The organism is Bradyrhizobium sp. CCGUVB1N3, from assembly GCF_024199925.1.
Taxonomy (GTDB): Bacteria; Pseudomonadota; Alphaproteobacteria; order Rhizobiales; family Xanthobacteraceae; genus Bradyrhizobium.
The window spans coordinates 8,405,414-8,421,550 of sequence record NZ_JANADR010000001.1 but is presented as its reverse complement, the minus strand read 5'-3'; the positions used below and the strand labels follow the sequence as shown (position 1 = coordinate 8,421,550).

Sequence of the window (16,137 nt, the reverse complement as noted above, 5' to 3'; positions counted from 1 at the left end):
TCGATGGCTATCTTCGATGCGCCAACTCCCTGCCGGGCCAGCCTGACCAATCGTCGGACATCCTGCTTGGCCCATTGCTTTGGTTTTGGCGTTTTCATGTCGGGGCGCTCAAAACTACGCGCACCACTTAACCAGTGCGCCTAGCCGTCAACACTTGAGAAATTTACGGGTGGCTGCGCGTGATCGCGCCGGCCGGCGATAGCAATGTTGCGAATACCCGTGGAGAAGGTAGCCAAGTAGGTCGACACATTGTTGCCCCCGAATATTATTCATCCCGCGTCTTGTCGCAGCGCACTTTATTCATAACCAATCGATCGGCGTGTATTTCAGCTCCCGTTCGTTCAATTCCGAACGAAGCAATTCAGCGTATGCGCGCAGGCTGTCACCAACACAGCGGGAGCGTCCACCGCCCGCGCGGTCCGCGAGCACTTGTCGTTGGACACTTTCCCAAAGCCACAACAAACTTTCGTCTTTCGAGTTTGAAAAGTTCATCGACAGACCCACCCGCTTCATCGCATGGCATCAACATCACGCAGCTCATCTCCGGATGGTTGCGGTTCTTCACCCTGAGCCAGCTTGATCCATACCCCTTGGAAGGCTGGCAGAAGACAATCACCTCAATCCTTCGATCAGCGCCCTCCAGCCGAGTGCATCGTCACTTATCAACAGCGAAACGCCGAGCATTGCCAAGTGGTGTGGCAGTTCGCAATCGGGACGGGCGCGCATATCGGCAACAAACAAGGCGGCTGCTTTCCTAAAATCGCCTTGATCGAGATAGGCAAAGGCTCGTTGCTTGCAGCGCTCGACATATTTGTCGCGCGGCATGTCAGTAATCAGGGAGCGTTCCATTCTCGCCAGCGATCCCCCAAATCTAGTACAGAGAACGCTGACAGGATTGAGCGGTCGGCACCGGCCCGTCTGTTCGAAAGGCGACAAACTGACGCCTTTTTAGTCGCAGTGTGGGAATTGAGACACAGGCGCGCACCGCGACCGGGTCTCACCACCTGATCCGATACTTCAAGCCGCGGGTCGCTTTCGCTCGGATTGTATTCCGTACCGCCGTGGAGCTGGAGACGGCCGTCACTCGGGCACCGAAAAAAGCAGATGAGTGCTGAAGTGGATGGCTGTTACAGGCCGCGCCTCCTCCATCGAAGCAACTTTGAAAGGGACCACGCGGAAGGGCGTGAGGAGGCGACCGTCAACGCACCCGACCTAGACCATCCCTTGCTTGATGGCGCGCAAGCTACGGACGTAATACCCTTGCCTCTGAACGGCTGACCTGATCTCGTCGCTGACTTTGAGAATTCTCTTTCTGCTCTTCCGCCACTTATTTCCAGAGTAGGACACAGGTATCGCCGAGCCATTGCTAAGGACGAGCAAGTCGCATTTGTGATTGCGATAGACATCGTACATTTTCGCCCCCTGATCGTTTTTGAAGTAAAATATGCAATATCTTTTCGGTCGTCTCGATCGACCAGCTTAGTATCAGGAATGGCTGTGCGGGTTGTAAATGTGCAACGCTCGCGACATTCTGCATCACCGCGTTCCGGATTGGGAACGAACTGATGCCAAACTCGGATTAACCGGCAGATTGGGCGGCGCAATTACTTCGGCGAGGCGGATGTAACCGGCCTGATGATCTTGAAGGGCCCCGACGTGCAATATCGTCGGGGCGGCGGTTGCGCGGCAAGGAGATCAACGTCTCTCGCCTCTAGTTTCCAGTTGTCATATTGCGTTGGCTCAACCTAGTATGGACCATTGGCCAAATAGGGGGAAACTTTAGAATGGCTGGCGTGAATGACTTTTGCAAATATATCGAAGAGCTGGAGCAACGCGTTAGAGCTCTAGAAAAGAGCGGCTCTGGTCAACAGCGGCGAGTTGCGTGCGGTGAAGGTAAGCTAGATCCTAACGCAGCTGGAGTTCGGATCGATCTCGGTTTTCGTCCAAGCCAAGTGGCCGTCTATGGCGCTACCTTCAATCCAAACATGAGTGAGGGGAGCACGATTTACATTCAGGGGCCAGAAGGACCAAAGTTCATATACGTGGCCGTTGAATAGAACGCTTATGAACTGGGCCGCCTCTCTGGCGGCCCTATTCCATTTAACCTCGCAATTGCTCACCCGCGTTGCCTTGTTCGGCCAAAGTTGCCCCAACGCATCAGCGTCATCTCGGTCCCGGCCTGCGTGTTGCGGATCACGGGCGCTGGATAGTCAGAGAAGACGCCGGGCATCGGCTGCAAGTTGCCCACGTAGCGATTGACCACGCGGAAGAGCGCGAGGATGGCGGCTTGATCGGTGGTGATGCTGCAGAGGTTGCAAATGGACCGCCCGACGCTCAGCTATTCAATCGCTTTTCGAAGGCGAACTTGATTGGACGAATGAAAATTTCGGTCGATGGCACCCTGGCACCGCGCATGCCTTCCGCTTTCAACAGAGGCTTTCGGACGAAGGATGCACCTGAGCAGAGGCAATGAAGCGGCTAAGCTCTCGATATAGAAAGCGGCTTATGCATCGACAGCGCCGTGCGCTGAAGCTGCGCAAGTCGCTTGCAGACCGAAAATCTCGCGCGCCGTCGATTAGAAGGATAGCGAGAATTTACGGATCGATACAAAAGCGCATTGCCCAACTGGCTTACCGAGATAGCTTTTACGCGATTTGGGCCTATGCTCAATATTTGCAGTTGCCAGATTTCAAAATCCCAAGTGACATTGAAGTCGAGCCTGCCTTATTGGCCGCGTCAATGCCACAGGCTTTGCTGGCCGAATGGACCTTGGAGCAGATCGCGCGCGAAGTCATCCAGCATGGTCACGATACCAATCTCGAAGCAAGACGACTGCGTCAATGGTCAACTCTTGCCGAGGTCGCTAATGGATTGAGAGAGCTGGAGGGGGATATTTATGCGTGCTTGGTCGGTCCGAAGAAAATTCATCTAGAAATGATGCGAGTGTCGCATCGTCAGTTTGTGTGGCAGCAACAATACCCCAATTGGCGCTATATCATCAGGTACTACAAGCTGTTCAACACCGCGAACATCGCTGCGCATGCGGTGCGTGCGGTTGGTTTGACAGTTGAGCATATTTTCATGATTGGAATGGCATATCTTGGGATGTTTCTCGATCGCCCGTTTGTGGTTAAGGACATCAAGATTGAAATTCCCGAACTTACTAGAGGCTGTTATGAACCAGCAGCGAGTTTAGCGACGTTTTTGAGCATGATGCATGCGAAGGCGATGAGGTGAAGGTCGGCGAGGGTCTGAGCACATCGCTCGTAGTCTTTGACAAGTCTTCGGAAGCGTGTGGCCCACGCGAAGGATCGTTCGACGACCCATCGCCTTGGGAGCAGCACGAAGCCTCGTTTGGCCTCCGACAGCTTGATGACCTCGAGGGCAATCCCGTGTTCTGCAGCCGCCGTTGCAGGCTTGTCGCCTGTGTAGCCTTGGTCAACGAAGGCGACTTCAACGCTCTGGCCAGTCTCTGCCTGAATCGCCTTGGCGATCCGGCCAATCTCGGCGCGATCGTCGCTGTTGGCGGGCGTGACATGTAGCGCCAGAAGATGGCCGAGCGTATCGACGGCCAGATGTAGCTTCGACCCTTTCTTGCGTTTGGCTCCGTCGTAGGCGCCGCGGGCGCCACTCTCGGGTGTCGAGCGCAGAGTTCGACTGTCGATGATGGCGGCGGTCGGCTGCGCAGGTCGTCCAGCCGCAAGGCGCAGGATGACGCGCAGATCCTCGGCCAGGGCCTCAAAACAACCCGCGCGCAACCACCGCTGCGCCTGTTGATAAACGATCTCCCACGGTGGCAAATCGTTCGGCATCCAGCGCCAGGGCGCGCCGGTCTTCACGATGTAGCGCAGGCCGTTGAAAACCTCGCGAAGCGCGTGCGTCCGCTGCGAGGAGTCCTCAGGCAAAAGTGTCAGATAGGGCGCAACAAGCGCCCACTCATCATCGGAAACGTCAGAAGGATAAGGCTCGCGGGGAATCGACATCCCGCAAACCTCAACCTCTATGGTTAATCAGTCCCTAACAGCCTCTAGGCGCCATATCGACCAATTTTTGAAGTTTACGTCGCTAAGCATTGGTGAGCTTCGAAACCGTATCAGGTCCGAACACGCGCTGGATGAGGGATTTGCGTACTCCTATTCGTCTCTCCGAGAGTTTCCGTTGATCGGTCTGAGCGACGTCGGGCAGGAAGAGTTCGCTTGTCCCGTGCCGACCCTGTTTTTTTGGCGCTTCACGTCAGGTTTGTACTATTCGCTAAGAGATCAACAGGGATTTTCGTACGACTTTGGTCAGTCATTTCAGGATTATGTTGGCACCGTGTTGTCCGCCCGGATATTGAATGAGCAGATGAAGGTGCATCCCGAGGCAGAATTTCATCTTGGTAAGAGCCGGAAAGACACCACGGACTGGATCGTCCAAGAGGGCGACGAAAGCGCGTTGTTCATTGAATGCAAAACGAAGCGACTTACTTGGGCGTCTAAATCTGGTTTGGCCGATCTTGGTGCGCTTCAGCAAGACATACAGAAACTCGCAGGCGCTGTTGTGCAACTCTATCGTACAATCGCTGACTATCGATTGGGCTTGTACCCCCAGCTTACGTACCAACCAGAACGACGCATCTACCCGTTAATCGTCACTCTGGAAGAGTGGTACTTTTTCGGCCATGAGTTGCCGGTGCGGTTAGATGCTCTTGTCAGGGAGGTCTTTTTGCGGACCGGCCTGCCAACAGAGTGGCTCGACGAGATGCCGTACTCGATAATGTCGATACACGAATTCGAGACCGCCATGGGTGTGTTGGACGCGGTAGGGGTGCACCCCTTCATTTCGGGAAAAGTGCATGACCCGGAGCGGCGGCGATGGGCGTATGCAGCTTACTACAATGACCGGCATCCGGAGGTTGTCCGCAATCTGGCGGCGCTCTTCGATAATGAGTACGACGCCTTATTCAGCAAATTCGAGCCCACTCAGTGACGTTCTGGCCGCCTTGGCGCGTGATACAATCAAGCGTCCGAAGGCGCGGCTCGGAAGGACACTATAGGGACACCGATCTGGTGATGCGTTGAAATAGCAATAGAAGAACAATCTATGCTTCTCCCACCAGGGGAGAAGGCAGAAGGATGCAGATATTCAGCCGCCGAACTCGTACGACGCCATCGCGACGCTCGCGACCTCGTCGACGAACAGACGGTGCCCCGCGTCGCTCGCAGCCGCACCGGCGGCAACCATCAGCGGCAACAGATGGTCCTCACGCGGATGCGCAAGCCGCGCGCTCGGCGCGTTCTGCCAGTCGATCAGCATGGCATTGCGCCGCGCAGCGTCCGGCTGGCCGATCGCCTCATTCAGATAGGCCTCGAACTCGTACGACACGGGCTTCGATTCCGCGCGTCCGAAGCCGCGCATGTTGTGGTAGGTGAGACCGCTGCCGACGATCAGAACGCCCTCATCGCGGAGTGCGGCCAACGCCTGGCCCACCTTGATATGCTCGGCCGGATCGTAGGTCGATTTCAGCGACAACAGCACGATCGGCATATCGGCGTTCGGATACATCAGGCCGAGCGGCACGAAGGTGCCGTGATCGAAGCCCTGATTGGCGTCCTCGCGGCAATCGACGTCAGCGCGACCCAGAAGCTCCTTCACCCGCGCGGCCAGGGCCGGTTCGCCCGGCGCCGGATATTTGAGGTGATAGGTATGCTCGGGGAAACCATAGTAGTCGTAGACCATCGGCGGATGCGCCGAGGTCGAGACCGTGAACTGCTCCGTCTCCCAATGACCGGTGATGACGAGCACCGCCTTCGGCCGTGACGGCAGCCGTTGCGGGAGCCGGCTGAACTCCTGCGCGGTCTTGGCATATTGCACCCGCCTGTCGTCCATGAACGGCCAGGGTCCGCCGCCATGCGACAGGAAGAAGGTCGGAAATCGGGTCATCGCGTCGGCTCATCTCTCTCGTAACAGGCGCGGTCTAACGCGCGCGCTTTTCGGCGGCGAGCATAGGGAAAAGCACATGGTTAGCAAGTCGTTAACGATTTGCCTTCCAAAATCCGCAGCCGGTCGAAGCACTCGACCGGTTGGTTTTTTTTGCGGGAAGCATGATGGCAAAGTTTGCGCTGGGGGATGTCGTCAACAGTGACAAGGGCCGCCGCGGGGTCGTCCGCGCCGCCTACATGTCAAGGGAAGGCCGGCAGTGCTACGCCGTCGAGAAGGACGGCGCGATGGACTTCCTGGAAGAAGAGAAGCTGACGGCCGCGCCCCGCGTCGAACTCGCGGCGTAATCCTTTCGCCAGGCGGATTGACGCGGTTCGCCGACAAGCCGCCATCCATCCCACGTGCTGCGATGATGGACTTGTACCGGTGATTTGCCCGACGTGTCAATTTATTTCGGCAAATACGAAGTCATGCCCGGCGGCCTCGGCTACTTTGCATGGGGTTGTTTTCGACATTTTGCCGGACGGTCGCGAAGGCTTCGGGCGGAAGGCGCAGCAAGCACGCGAGCCTTCTACCTGAAAAGGGCCCGCCCGCCGCTCACCCCCGGGGGCTCCGTCGTTCGAGATGATCGAGCGGCCCCGACAGGGGATCGTCGCGGCTAGCTATTCCGTCATTTGAGATCAGCAGCAAGCGCTCACCTTGCGAGCTTGTGTCCCAACGCGGCAGGCCCGGCGCGTTGGGGTCGCCGGTCCTCGCGAAATTGGTCCAGTAGCCGCGCAACTGACCTGCAAGCTCGCGGTCGGCGCGCGTGAAGGGGCTCGCGCCCGGCACGCCTTGGGCGCCGAATACGAATTGCAGCTCCCCTCCGTGACCGCCATCGCCGTTCGCACGCTGGGCTTCACCCATGTAGGAGAAGCGATAGCGGTAGGTCGGCGCGCCGCTCGCCGCGTGCAGACGCGCGAGGAATCGCGCGGGCTCGGTGAAGACTCTGTCCGTGTAGAGCCGGGCGGCAAGCTCCGCAGGCTTGCCGGACATGCCGGGATAGAGCGCCTTCAATCGATCGGCGGATTCACCGACGAGGCGGAGCTCCTCCTTCAGATCGGGCTCGCCGGCAAAACTCGTCTCGTCCTCGTTCGAGCCGATGATCAGCGGGATGCGGCTTTCATGCGCCGCACCGAAGCCGCTCGCGATGTCTTCCGTCACGAGCTTTCCGTCCAGCACCGGACCGAAGCTGCGCGCGGATTTGGCGAACAGCAGGGTTTCGGCGGCGAGCAGCATTCTCGTATCCGACGCACGCGGATCGGACGTGCTCCTGTCGCGCGCGACCAGGGAGAACACGCGTTGCCCAACGGCCTCAGCCTCTTGCAGCGACGGCACGCCTTGACGCGCGGGCAGCGATTGCAGGATCGCCTTGTGAAACAACTCGCGCGCCTCTCGGCAAAGCATCAGAAGGGCAATCGAGGTCGCGCCGGAGCCCGAACCGAACAACGTGACGTTGTTGGGATCGCCGCCGAACGCGGCGGCATTGTCATGAACCCAGCGCAGCGCCGCGATCTGGTCCATCATGCCGTAATTGGCGCTTGCGCCGTCGGGCGCATTCACGGCGAGCGAGGGATGCGCAAGCCAGCCGAACACCCCGAGACGATAATTCAAAGTCACGACGATGGTGCCGGACTGCGCAAGCTTCGCGCCGTCGAACATGGGATCATTCGCCGTGCCCGTGACGAAGCCGCCGTCATGGAAGAAAACCATCACCGGCAGCGGTCCATCGACGCCGAAGGGCCGGAAGACGTTCAGCGTGAGACAATCCTCGCTCGCATGCGGCATCGCAGGCTGCAGGCACGCCGGACCAAAATCGTAGGCGGTCCGCATCTCCGAGCTCTCGGGAAGCGCCTCTGGCGCGCGCCATCGGAGCAGCCCGAGTGGTGCGGCCGCATACGCCAGTCCCTTGAAAGAAGCCACCTCGCCTTCGACAGCGCCGAGCATCTGGCCTTCATGCGTCAGGGCAAACGGAAATTGCACGGCCTGCTGGGCCGCGGCCAAGCCGACCTGTCCCAGGACCATCGAAGCCGTAGCGAGCGCCAGCAAGGACCGCATCGGCGAAATCTCAATGCGCAGTAAGTGCGTCCAATACTTTTACGTCTGCCTGACGCGGTGAGGCAAGCCTCATCCAGGCGTCGGTACGATTGACAGCGAGCACGCTTTGGGCCACTTTTTCGTCCGGTTGATACGACCTGCCGGTTGCACCCTCCAGGGGACGGTGAACGTATCGAAGCCTTTTTCGGCCTCCCTTTGCCCGAGCGACCGGGTCAGCAACGCAACCACCTGACACGCCTGGTTCGCTCATTGCAAAGGACGAGATAGATGCGCGATTTTCGCGATGCCAAGGCTATGGCGCAGACCCTGCGCGACTCCCTTCAGATCAAGGCCATCAGCATAAGTCACGGCGAGAGCCTGGAGCTGGTCTCCAGGATGTTCGGCGTCGCCGACTGGAACACCATGTCTGCAATGCTCCAGGCCGATCGACGCGACGGCAGGACGCCGCCCGCAACGGCGCAGGCAACAGGACCTCAAAACGGAATCGCAAGCTACCCCGCGGTTCCACTGCGCGACCTGGTCCCCTTCCCGACCGCGACCTATCCCTTGTTCGTCGGACGCCCGAAGACCATGCAGGCGCTCGACCATGCGTTCGAACGACAGCGCGAGGTGGTGCTGGCGATCCAGAAGGAGTCAGGCACCGACGAGCCTGGAGACGGGGATGTCCATACGATCGGCGTCATCGCCCAGCTGCTCGAGCTTGAATCGCTTCCTGATGGGACGCTGAAGGTGCTGACGCAGGTCAACCGCCGCGTCCTGATCCACCGCTTCGTCACCACGAGCGGTGCGTTCGAGGCGGAAGTTGCCGCCCTCGGCGAGGGGCCGATCCCCGACGCTCCCGAACTGATCCTCCGCGCGGTCAAGCGCTTCGAACGCTACGCGGCAGCCCGTGACATCCGCATACCCGGGGTTTGGCCCGTGCTCGAACAGACCCGCGATCCCGGCCGCGTCGCCGACATCATCGCAACGCGCCTGCGATTGCCGATGGGCGACAAGCAGAACCTGCTGGCAACGCTCGATCCTGTGGCGCGGCTGAAGCAAGTCGACGCCTTCATGGATTTTGGACGCCCGCTGTCGCCGGCGCTCCAGGCAACGAAGCTCCGCGCTCTCGGCTATGCCACGGAACGGCACCATCAATACGCCACGCTGGAGCATCTCCTGCTCGCGCTGCTCGACGATGCCGACGCCTCCGCCGTGATGCAGGCCTGCAACGCAGACATCGACGCCATGAGAGCGAGCCTCAAGGCCTATGTCGATCGCGGGCTCAACAACATCGTCGCCCAGGATGGCAGGGAGGCCAAGCCTACCGCTGCATTCGAACGCGCCGAACAGCGCGCGGAAATCCATGCGCATGAGTTGGGCCGCACTGCTGTGACCGGCGCGAACATGCTGATCGGCATATTTCCGGAGACGCGAAGCCCTGCGGCGCAGTTGCTTGCCGAGCATAGGATCCCGCGCGCCCGTGTGGCCGAGTTCATCGCTCGCAGTGCAAGCGAGGCCTGAAGCAGGCCGTCTGGCGCGTTCGGGACATTCGGAGCTTCCGTACGCGCAAGACTGCGGCAGCCGGACCTGGCGCTCGGGTCCGGGCTGTCTCATCCACGGCCGGCATTATCCCTGACCATCCTTGCCCCGACCATCCTTGCCGGTCAGCTCCGCGAGCGCGCGGCGCGCGACGATGCCGAGCTCGCCGAGCGTCGAATGGCCGGCTTCCGCCGCCTTGATCAGGCGCTCGGCAATGAACCTGCGGCTGTCGTGGTCGCCGCCATACGGCAGTTGACGACAGGTTTCCTCCAACACCACGTCCATGTTCGCCTTGGTTCGCTCGCTCAGCTTCTTCATGACGTTTCGTGAGAGCCTTGGTCTTTAAGCGCCTCGAGAACCTTGTTCTCCTAGAGCAATGCACGGAACTCGGCACCGATGGAACAACAGCGTGATTGCGTCGAAAAATCAAGCGCTCACGCCGGTTGCTGCGGCGCGGCGTACGTTACGCATGCAGCGCATACGCCTCCCGCTACCCAAGATTGAGCTTGCGCTGATGACAAACCAACGCTGCGGCGATAGCCTGTCGACAAAGCAAAATACTCGGGAGGATAATCGCATGGCTGAGGCAATGGTTGCAGCACGTGCTTCGGAGGCCACCCGGAAAGTCCAACACGTGGACGTCGCCGTTGTCGGCGCAGGCTTTGCCGGTCTTTATCTTCTCCATCGGCTGCGCAAGGCGGGCCTGACAACAGTCGCGCTGGAGGAGGCCGACAACGTCGGCGGCACCTGGTACTGGAATCGCTATCCCGGCGCACGTTGCGACATTCAGACCATCGACTACAGCTATACGTTCGATCCGGATCTCGAGATGGCCTGGACCTGGTCGGAGAAATACGCAACCCAGCCGGAAATCCTGCGCTATCTCGGCTTCGTGGCCGATCGCTACGACCTGCGGCGCGACATCCGCTTCGAGACCAAGGTCACTGAAGCGCGCTGGGACGAGGCGGCCGGACGCTGGCAGCTCACGACCAGCAACGGCCTAGCCGTCTCCTGCCGCCACTACATCATGGCAACCGGCTGTCTCTCCGCGCCAAAGCCGCCTGAAATCGACGGCGTCAAGGATTTCAAGGGCGAGGTCTATTTCACCGGGCGCTGGCCGCATGACGGTGTCAATCTCGCGGGCAAGCGCGTCGCCGTGATCGGCACGGGCTCCTCGGGCATCCAGTCAATCCCAATGATTGCCGAACAGGCGGCACAGCTGACCGTGTTCCAGCGCACGCCGAATTTCGCGCTGCCCGCCCATAACGGTCCCGCGCCGGCGGACCGGCTCGGCCTCTTGCAAGGCGACCGCGCCGCCTATCGCGAGCAGGCCCGCTGGTCGATGGCAGGCGTGCCCTATCCGCAACAGACCTCCGTGAGCTGGCAGCTCAGCGACGCCGAACGCCGCGCCCGCTTCGAAGAGGCTTGGGGCAAGGGCGATCTGGTCTACATCCTCACCCAGCTCTGGGCCGATCAGGCCGTCGACGTCGACGGCAACGCGCTGATCTGCGACCTGATCCGCGAGAAGATCCGCAACGTCGTGACGGATCCCGAAACCGCCGCGGCCCTGATGCCGCACGACCATCCGTTCGGCGCCAAGCGGCCCTGCCTCGATACCAACTACTACGCGACCTACAACCGGCCCAACGTGACGCTGGTGAATCTGCGGCAGGAGCCGATCAAGGCGATCACCGCCAACGGCATCACCACCGACAAGCGCAGCTTCGAGGTGGATGTTATCGTGTTCGCGACCGGCTTCGATGCCATGACCGGGGCGATCCGGGCCGTGCATCCGATCACCGGCCGCGACGGCAAGTCACTGTCCGGCCTCTGGGCGGACGGACCGCAGACATATCTCGGCCTGACGGTTGCGGGCTTCCCCAACTTCTTCATGATCACAGGACCCGGCAGTCCGTCGGTGCTGTCGAACATGGCCGTATCCATCGAGCAGCATGTCGATTGGGTGGTCGAGCGCCTGGCCGCACTTCGCGACGCCGGCTTCACCACCATCGAGGCGACCGAGACGGCGCAGGCCGGATGGGGTCAGCACATGGCCGACTGCTCGATGCTGACGCTGCATCGGCTCGCCAACACCTGGTACACGGGCGCCAACGTTCCAGGCAAGGTGCAGGGCCTGATGCCCTATACCGGCGGCGTCGGCCCCTACCGCAGCATCTGCGACGAGATCGTTGCCCGCGGCATGCTCGGCTTCAGGCTCACCGGGCCCAACGTCGCCGCGCAGTGCAATGACGGCGAGATCGTGCGCCTGCAGCCGGACGTGCGCATCGTGCTGGGCATGCTGGCGCAGCTGAACCTTCCGCCGATCGAATCGATGGGCGCGCTGGGTGCGCGCGCCTTCGTCGACGAGTTCAACAAGGCCCGCCCCGCAGGTCGGCTGGTCGGCGAGGTCGTCGACGGCACGTTGGAGGGCGCTGATGGTCCGCTGCCCTATCGCCTCTATCGGCCGGCGACGCCGGGGCCGCACCCGATCGTGGTCTATTTCCACGGCGGCGGCTGGGTGCTCGGCGACGAACAGTCCGACGATCCGTTCTGCCGCGACATGTGCCGGCGCGCGGGCATGATCTTCGTCAGCGTCGGCTATCGGCATGCGCCGGAGCACCGCTTCCCGGCGGCAGCCGAGGACGGCTATGCGGCGACGCGCTGGGTCGCGGCGCATGCGGCAGAGCTCGGCGGCACGCCGGGCCCGGTGCTGGTCGCGGGCTGGAGTGCCGGCGGCAATATCGCCGCCGTCACCTGCCAACTCGCGCGCGATCGTGGAGGCCCGCAGATCTCAGGCCAGCTTCTGGTGTGCCCGGTCACCGACTGCACATTCGACCGTCCGTCCTATGAGGAGAATGCAGTCGGCTATTTCCTGACGCGCTCGCTGATGTACTGGTTCTGGGACATCTACTGCTCGCCCGCCGAGCGCACCGATCCGCGAGTCTCGCCGCTGCGCGGCAGGGTCGCCGGCCTGCCGCCGGCGTTCGTGGTGACCTGCGAGTTCGATCCTTTGCGCGACGAAGGCATCGCCTATGCGGACGCGCTCGCAGCCGCAGGCGTTCCGGTCGACCAGTTGCAGGCGCGCGGCCATTTCCATTCGTCCTTCGCCATGGTCGACGTGGTGGTCACGGGCGTCAGCGGACGGCTACAGATGGCGGAGGCCTTGCGCCGCTTCGCCGGCCTTCCACCGGAGGCACGGCGCGGCCATGGCGCAAGCCGCGATCACGCGCGGCCCGCGCACAAGATCGCGGCCGCCGCGAGCTGACTTCCGGTGTCGCGGCTCTGGCGACGTGGATGCGGTCAAAAATGGTTTCGTCGACGGGAACGAAGCTTGGCCGCGCGCGTTGTGAGCGCGTGGCATTGAGATGCAGCGATAGGTGTTGGCCCCGGCACGCGACTATGCGTGCTGGGGTTCTTTTTGCGTGAGCGCGTAACAGGGACAGATGTCTTCCGAGTCCAAAGTGAACTTCGGCGCAACCGCGCGCTTGCGCAAATGGCCCTCACTCGGAAACCAGCGGCGCGAGGACCGGGAGACCTACCTCGTGCTCGAAGACACGCTGGACCGATGCATCACGGCCTTCATGGACAAGCCGCAGGCAACCCGGCACCTCTATCAGATCCATACGGCGCCACAACCGCCGCTGGTGACGGAGATTCTCTCGCCCGAGCACATCGCCGAGCTGTCCCGGTTGCGGGAGTTTCTCTGACGCCGAGCGACAACGAACGAGATCGCGAGGAACATTCTTCTGCTTTTTCCCGTTGACGGTGATGCGAAGCTAAGGCGTGGGTGCCAAGATGCTTGAAGCCGTCCCGTTATCCCTCGATGTGCCCTATGGCGCGGATCAAACACTGTTCGTCGTGATCGACCGGATCAGCGGCACCAGGGAAATCCGCATCGAGCGCGCGGATCTCGACCAGACGATCGGCGAGTTCATCGCCGGCTGCTTCCGCGATCCCGTGCGGGTCATTTCGTTCAACACGCTCGAGCACTGGGTCAAGGATATCTCGGCCGACGTCGCCCACGAAATCCAATCCCGCTCCGACATCGATGGCACCGACCTGCCCGACCATCTGCGGGACTTCGTCGAGCGCAACATCTGCGCGAGCTCCTGCACACCGCCCGGCCTGCACGCGGCATTTCGCGCGCGGATTGCGGGATGATCAGGCCGGCCGGCGCCTGCCGGCCATCGCCTCTATCTCGCGGCGACGATCGCCTGCGAAGGACAACAGTTTCTCGACCGTGGGCGTATCCGTGATCCGTTTCGCCAGCCGCTCGGCACGCGCAGCCTGGTCCTCAAGATACTGGATCGTGTTCACGCGCCCTCCCCGAACCGTCGAAATTTGTCTAGTCCGCCATGTTGCTTCAGCGAGACTAACAGCCGGTTAAGCGCGGTATGCGGGTGCGACGTCGCAGAGCCAGACTCCTGCGACGCGGCGGTTACTGCACCACGTCGAGCTTCACATTGGCGACGCCCTTGTTGACCATGCCGAGCGCCTCCGCGGCCGAATAGGAGACGTCGACGACGCGCCCGCGGACATAGGGTCCGCGGTCATTGATGCGGACCGTCACCGAGCGGCCGGTGGAGACGTTGGTCACGCGCAGGCGCGTACCGAACGGCAGCGTAGGATGGGCGGCGGTGAGTTCGTGCTTGTCGAACTTCTCGCCGCTCGCGGTCTCCTGGTCGTCCGAGTAGAAGCTTGCGACGCCCTGCGAGGCCGTGCGCGCCTCGACCGCGCGGGTCGGCGCGTGATGCCGCGGCCGGGCGTAGACGCCCGCGAGCCTGCGGGTCTCGTGACGGTGCTCGGTCATGGCTTGCCGGCTTGCAGTTGCGAATTCGGCTTTCTGCCGCGCCACCGGGGATTGCGCACAGGCAGCGAGCGATGCTGCGCCGATAACGGCGAGGACAAGTCGAGCAGCCTGCCCACGCGGGGAACCTTGGCTTGCGCCGTTCTGGTGAACGGTTCTGGCACATGCGAAGCGAGACATGATTACGCCTCCGACCGGCCCCTAGTCCGTCGGTCAATGGAGGCAGAACCTTGTCGGAAAAAAAGCCGGGCTGCGGCTGGATGCAGTTTCATCCGAGCTGTTGCGATTCCACCACAGTTTGTCGCGCTCTCGAATCAAGACGCAGCGCCTCCGATCGGGCGCATCAACCGTGGGACTCTCGCCAGAAAGCGGCGTGCGCTTCGCGCGCTGCGCTGTCCGTGAGAAGCCGCACGAGCTCACGCCAATAAAGCTTGCGCCATCGCCGTTGCAAGCCGGCCAGAAACTCGATCTCCCGCTGGGTCAGGAAGCACATCGCGACCTCAATCGTGATTCCGCGCACCTCGCGCGTCTCGCCTCATCCGCTACCGACAAGTCCACTCATCGGCGTAACATCGGCGCTGTCGGGAAACACGGTGCTGGCAAGCACGGTGTCCTCGACACGCAGATGGTCGCGCAGCAGTCCCTTCAGCACGGCGCGCAGATCCGTCGTCGGCTTCAGATCGCGATCCTCGAATAGTTGTGCCGGCTTCAATCCCGGCCAGTCCGCGATCACGCGGCCGCCCTTGAGCGCACCGCCGGTGAGGAATGCGACCGTGCCTGTGCCATGGTCGGTTCCTTCCGTGCCGTTGATCCGCGCGGTGCGGCCGAACTCGGTGACGACGGCGACGACGGTGTCGTGCCAGGCCTCGCCCATATTGGTCTCGATCGAGGCGAGCGCGCCGTCGAGTGCGCCGAGCAGGTTGAAGAGCTGACCCGAGGCAGCACCCTCGGCGATATGCGTATCCCATCCGACGAAGCCCATGGCGCCAACGCGCGGGCCGTCGTGCTTTGCGAGATAGCGCGCGGCGGTGCCGGCGGCTTCCGCAAAATAGGCGCGCACGCGCGCAATGCCGGGTGGCATCAGAGTCGGATCCTCCGACATCGGATCGCCCATGCCCGCAGGGCCTCCGAGCGAGGCAAGCTTCATGCGCGCTTGAAGCACGGCCGCAAGCTTGGGATCAGTGTGCTGATAGAGATCGAGCAGGCGATTCTGCGTATCCTCGCTCGCCGACAAAAGCTTTTGCGGCACCCATGTCATCACGGGTGCCGAGCCGCGCACAACCAGCGGCGTCACCGCACCGACGCCGAGCGCACGGCTGCCGCGCGGATCGACACGACCGCCCGATTCCAGCGCGACCAGCGCCCGATTGAGCCAGCCGGAGCCGATCGCGCCGGGTTTTGCGATTCCGCTCTCGAGAACGTCCTGGCCGTCGAAATGCGAACGCTCGCGATAGGGCGTCGCCGTGGCGTGCACGATCAGCGCCTGCTGGCTCTTGTACAGCCGATGCAGGTTGGGCATCGCCGGATTGAGCGCGAAGAAGGGATCGAGCGGCAGCGCCGGCGTCTTGCCGTCGAGCACCAGAGCGCGCTCGCCGCGCAAGGAGATCCAGTCGGGATCGCCGACCGGCGCGACCGCGCCGAGACCGTCGAGCGCACCCCTCAAGATGATGACGAGCAGGCGCGGATCGCGCCCTTCCGCGCGTGCGAGCTTCGGCATCTGGCTCCACGCAAACAGCGCGCCCGAGCCGATCAGCAGCTCACGCCGTGTCGGCAGGTGGTTGGCGAAGCTCATC

At 61.9% G+C, this 16,137-nt stretch carries 18 protein-coding genes and 1 pseudogene; 8 read left to right on the top strand and 11 right to left on the bottom strand.

The window, feature by feature from the left end:
- Positions 1–300 precede the first annotated feature (300 nt).
- The 3 genes from NLM33_RS39775 to NLM33_RS39765 form a co-directional block, all read right to left on the bottom strand.
- Positions 301–513, bottom strand: coding sequence for a hypothetical protein (locus tag NLM33_RS39775; protein WP_254103858.1), 213 nt, complete (start codon positions 511–513; stop codon positions 301–303).
- Between the two features lie 99 nt (positions 514–612).
- Positions 613–849 (bottom strand): hypothetical protein, encoded by a 237-nt coding sequence (locus NLM33_RS39770; RefSeq protein WP_254103857.1) that lies wholly within the window; start codon positions 847–849, stop codon positions 613–615.
- A gap of 363 nt (positions 850–1,212) precedes the next feature.
- Positions 1,213–1,413: a hypothetical protein gene (locus tag NLM33_RS39765; protein ID WP_254103855.1), complete on the bottom strand. Its 201-nt coding sequence runs from the start codon at positions 1,411–1,413 to the stop codon at positions 1,213–1,215.
- Positions 1,414–1,784: 371 nt separating this feature from the next.
- Between NLM33_RS39765 and NLM33_RS39760 the strand changes: the two genes are divergently transcribed.
- On the top strand, positions 1,785–2,057 hold the full coding sequence (locus NLM33_RS39760; RefSeq protein ID WP_254103853.1) for a hypothetical protein: 273 nt from the start codon (positions 1,785–1,787) through the stop codon (positions 2,055–2,057).
- An 89-nt stretch (positions 2,058–2,146) separates the two neighbouring features.
- Here the strand turns inward: NLM33_RS39760 and NLM33_RS49935 are convergent.
- Positions 2,147–2,320, bottom strand: a pseudogene (locus tag NLM33_RS49935) (SOS response-associated peptidase); the annotation flags it as partial.
- A 185-nt stretch (positions 2,321–2,505) separates the two neighbouring features.
- Here NLM33_RS49935 and NLM33_RS39755 point away from each other — a divergent pair.
- Positions 2,506–3,237: a hypothetical protein gene (locus NLM33_RS39755; protein WP_254103851.1), complete on the top strand. Its 732-nt coding sequence runs from the start codon at positions 2,506–2,508 to the stop codon at positions 3,235–3,237.
- Here NLM33_RS39755 and NLM33_RS39750 read toward each other — a convergent pair.
- Entirely contained in the window at positions 3,174–3,983 is an 810-nt protein-coding gene (locus NLM33_RS39750) for an IS5 family transposase (RefSeq protein ID WP_254103231.1), read from the bottom strand. The genes NLM33_RS39755 and NLM33_RS39750 overlap by 64 nt on opposite strands.
- A gap of 175 nt (positions 3,984–4,158) precedes the next feature.
- Here NLM33_RS39750 and NLM33_RS39745 point away from each other — a divergent pair, with 175 nt between their 5' ends.
- On the top strand, positions 4,159–4,968 hold the full coding sequence (locus NLM33_RS39745; protein ID WP_254103849.1) for a hypothetical protein: 810 nt from the start codon (positions 4,159–4,161) through the stop codon (positions 4,966–4,968).
- A 156-nt stretch (positions 4,969–5,124) separates the two neighbouring features.
- On the opposite strand, the gene NLM33_RS39740 is transcribed toward NLM33_RS39745, so the two are convergent.
- On the bottom strand, positions 5,125–5,922 hold the full coding sequence (locus tag NLM33_RS39740; protein ID WP_254103847.1) for a class III extradiol ring-cleavage dioxygenase: 798 nt from the start codon (positions 5,920–5,922) through the stop codon (positions 5,125–5,127).
- A 164-nt stretch (positions 5,923–6,086) separates the two neighbouring features.
- Between NLM33_RS39740 and NLM33_RS39735 the strand changes: the two genes are divergently transcribed.
- Positions 6,087–6,266, top strand: a complete 180-nt coding sequence (locus tag NLM33_RS39735) for a hypothetical protein (RefSeq protein ID WP_254103846.1) — start codon at positions 6,087–6,089, stop codon at positions 6,264–6,266.
- A gap of 250 nt (positions 6,267–6,516) precedes the next feature.
- Here the strand turns inward: NLM33_RS39735 and NLM33_RS39730 are convergent, their stop codons facing one another.
- Positions 6,517–8,016: a carboxylesterase/lipase family protein gene (locus NLM33_RS39730; RefSeq protein WP_254103845.1), complete on the bottom strand. Its 1,500-nt coding sequence runs from the start codon at positions 8,014–8,016 to the stop codon at positions 6,517–6,519.
- Positions 8,017–8,283: 267 nt separating this feature from the next.
- Between NLM33_RS39730 and NLM33_RS39725 the strand changes: the two genes are divergently transcribed.
- Positions 8,284–9,519, top strand: a complete 1,236-nt coding sequence (locus NLM33_RS39725) for an LON peptidase substrate-binding domain-containing protein (protein WP_254103844.1) — start codon at positions 8,284–8,286, stop codon at positions 9,517–9,519.
- A 105-nt stretch (positions 9,520–9,624) separates the two neighbouring features.
- Here NLM33_RS39725 and NLM33_RS39720 read toward each other — a convergent pair whose 3' ends face one another.
- Entirely contained in the window at positions 9,625–9,855 is a 231-nt protein-coding gene (locus tag NLM33_RS39720; protein WP_254103842.1) for a hypothetical protein, read from the bottom strand.
- 259 nt (positions 9,856–10,114) lie between these two features.
- On the opposite strand from NLM33_RS39720, the gene NLM33_RS39715 reads away from it, so the two are divergent.
- From NLM33_RS39715 to NLM33_RS39705, 3 genes are all read left to right on the top strand, one after another.
- On the top strand, positions 10,115–12,802 hold the full coding sequence (locus tag NLM33_RS39715; RefSeq protein ID WP_254103840.1) for an alpha/beta hydrolase fold domain-containing protein: 2,688 nt from the start codon (positions 10,115–10,117) through the stop codon (positions 12,800–12,802).
- Positions 12,803–12,980: 178 nt separating this feature from the next.
- Positions 12,981–13,244 carry a hypothetical protein gene (locus NLM33_RS39710; RefSeq protein WP_371930046.1) on the top strand — a complete coding sequence of 88 codons (264 nt, stop codon included), beginning with the start codon at positions 12,981–12,983 and terminating at the stop codon, positions 13,242–13,244.
- Between the two features lie 88 nt (positions 13,245–13,332).
- On the top strand, positions 13,333–13,698 hold the full coding sequence (locus NLM33_RS39705) for a hypothetical protein (RefSeq protein ID WP_254103836.1): 366 nt from the start codon (positions 13,333–13,335) through the stop codon (positions 13,696–13,698).
- On the opposite strand, the gene NLM33_RS39700 is transcribed toward NLM33_RS39705, so the two are convergent.
- The 3 genes from NLM33_RS39700 to NLM33_RS39690 all read right to left on the bottom strand — a co-directional run bounded on the left by NLM33_RS39700 (position 13,699) and on the right by NLM33_RS39690 (position 16,136).
- Positions 13,699–13,854, bottom strand: a complete 156-nt coding sequence (locus NLM33_RS39700) for a hypothetical protein (protein ID WP_254103834.1) — start codon at positions 13,852–13,854, stop codon at positions 13,699–13,701.
- 121 nt (positions 13,855–13,975) lie between these two features.
- A complete protein-coding gene (locus NLM33_RS39695) occupies positions 13,976–14,524 on the bottom strand; it encodes a septal ring lytic transglycosylase RlpA family protein (protein WP_254103833.1) in 549 nt (182 codons plus the stop codon).
- A 355-nt stretch (positions 14,525–14,879) separates the two neighbouring features.
- The gene (locus NLM33_RS39690) at positions 14,880–16,136 is read right to left on the bottom strand and encodes a DUF1501 domain-containing protein (RefSeq protein ID WP_254103831.1); all 1,257 of its coding nucleotides are present in this window, start codon (positions 16,134–16,136) and stop codon (positions 14,880–14,882) included.
- Between the last annotated feature and the right edge of the window lies 1 nt (position 16,137).

What these genes read in the sequence shown, in the direction of transcription:
- NLM33_RS39735 (WP_254103846.1), top strand. Translation starts at nt 6,087, where the DNA reads ATGGCAAAGTTTGCGCTGGGGGATGTCGTCAACAGTGACAAGGGCCGC.
- NLM33_RS39715 (WP_254103840.1), top strand. Translation starts at nt 10,115, where the DNA reads ATGGCTGAGGCAATGGTTGCAGCACGTGCTTCGGAGGCCACCCGGAAA.
- NLM33_RS39755 (WP_254103851.1), top strand. Translation starts at nt 2,506, where the DNA reads ATGCATCGACAGCGCCGTGCGCTGAAGCTGCGCAAGTCGCTTGCAGAC.
- NLM33_RS39725 (WP_254103844.1), top strand. Translation starts at nt 8,284, where the DNA reads ATGCGCGATTTTCGCGATGCCAAGGCTATGGCGCAGACCCTGCGCGAC.
- NLM33_RS39760 (WP_254103853.1), top strand. Translation starts at nt 1,785, where the DNA reads ATGGCTGGCGTGAATGACTTTTGCAAATATATCGAAGAGCTGGAGCAA.
- NLM33_RS39775 (WP_254103858.1), bottom strand. Translation starts at nt 513, where the DNA reads ATGAAGCGGGTGGGTCTGTCGATGAACTTTTCAAACTCGAAAGACGAA.
- NLM33_RS39690 (WP_254103831.1), bottom strand. Translation starts at nt 16,136, where the DNA reads ATGAGCTTCGCCAACCACCTGCCGACACGGCGTGAGCTGCTGATCGGC.
- NLM33_RS39730 (WP_254103845.1), bottom strand. Translation starts at nt 8,016, where the DNA reads ATGCGGTCCTTGCTGGCGCTCGCTACGGCTTCGATGGTCCTGGGACAG.
- NLM33_RS39705 (WP_254103836.1), top strand. Translation starts at nt 13,333, where the DNA reads ATGCTTGAAGCCGTCCCGTTATCCCTCGATGTGCCCTATGGCGCGGAT.
- NLM33_RS39710 (WP_371930046.1), top strand. Translation starts at nt 12,981, where the DNA reads ATGTCTTCCGAGTCCAAAGTGAACTTCGGCGCAACCGCGCGCTTGCGC.
- NLM33_RS39740 (WP_254103847.1), bottom strand. Translation starts at nt 5,922, where the DNA reads ATGACCCGATTTCCGACCTTCTTCCTGTCGCATGGCGGCGGACCCTGG.
- NLM33_RS39695 (WP_254103833.1), bottom strand. Translation starts at nt 14,524, where the DNA reads ATGTCTCGCTTCGCATGTGCCAGAACCGTTCACCAGAACGGCGCAAGC.
- NLM33_RS39720 (WP_254103842.1), bottom strand. Translation starts at nt 9,855, where the DNA reads ATGAAGAAGCTGAGCGAGCGAACCAAGGCGAACATGGACGTGGTGTTG.
- NLM33_RS39770 (WP_254103857.1), bottom strand. Translation starts at nt 849, where the DNA reads ATGGAACGCTCCCTGATTACTGACATGCCGCGCGACAAATATGTCGAG.
- NLM33_RS39765 (WP_254103855.1), bottom strand. Translation starts at nt 1,413, where the DNA reads ATGTACGATGTCTATCGCAATCACAAATGCGACTTGCTCGTCCTTAGC.
- NLM33_RS39750 (WP_254103231.1), bottom strand. Translation starts at nt 3,983, where the DNA reads ATGTCGATTCCCCGCGAGCCTTATCCTTCTGACGTTTCCGATGATGAG.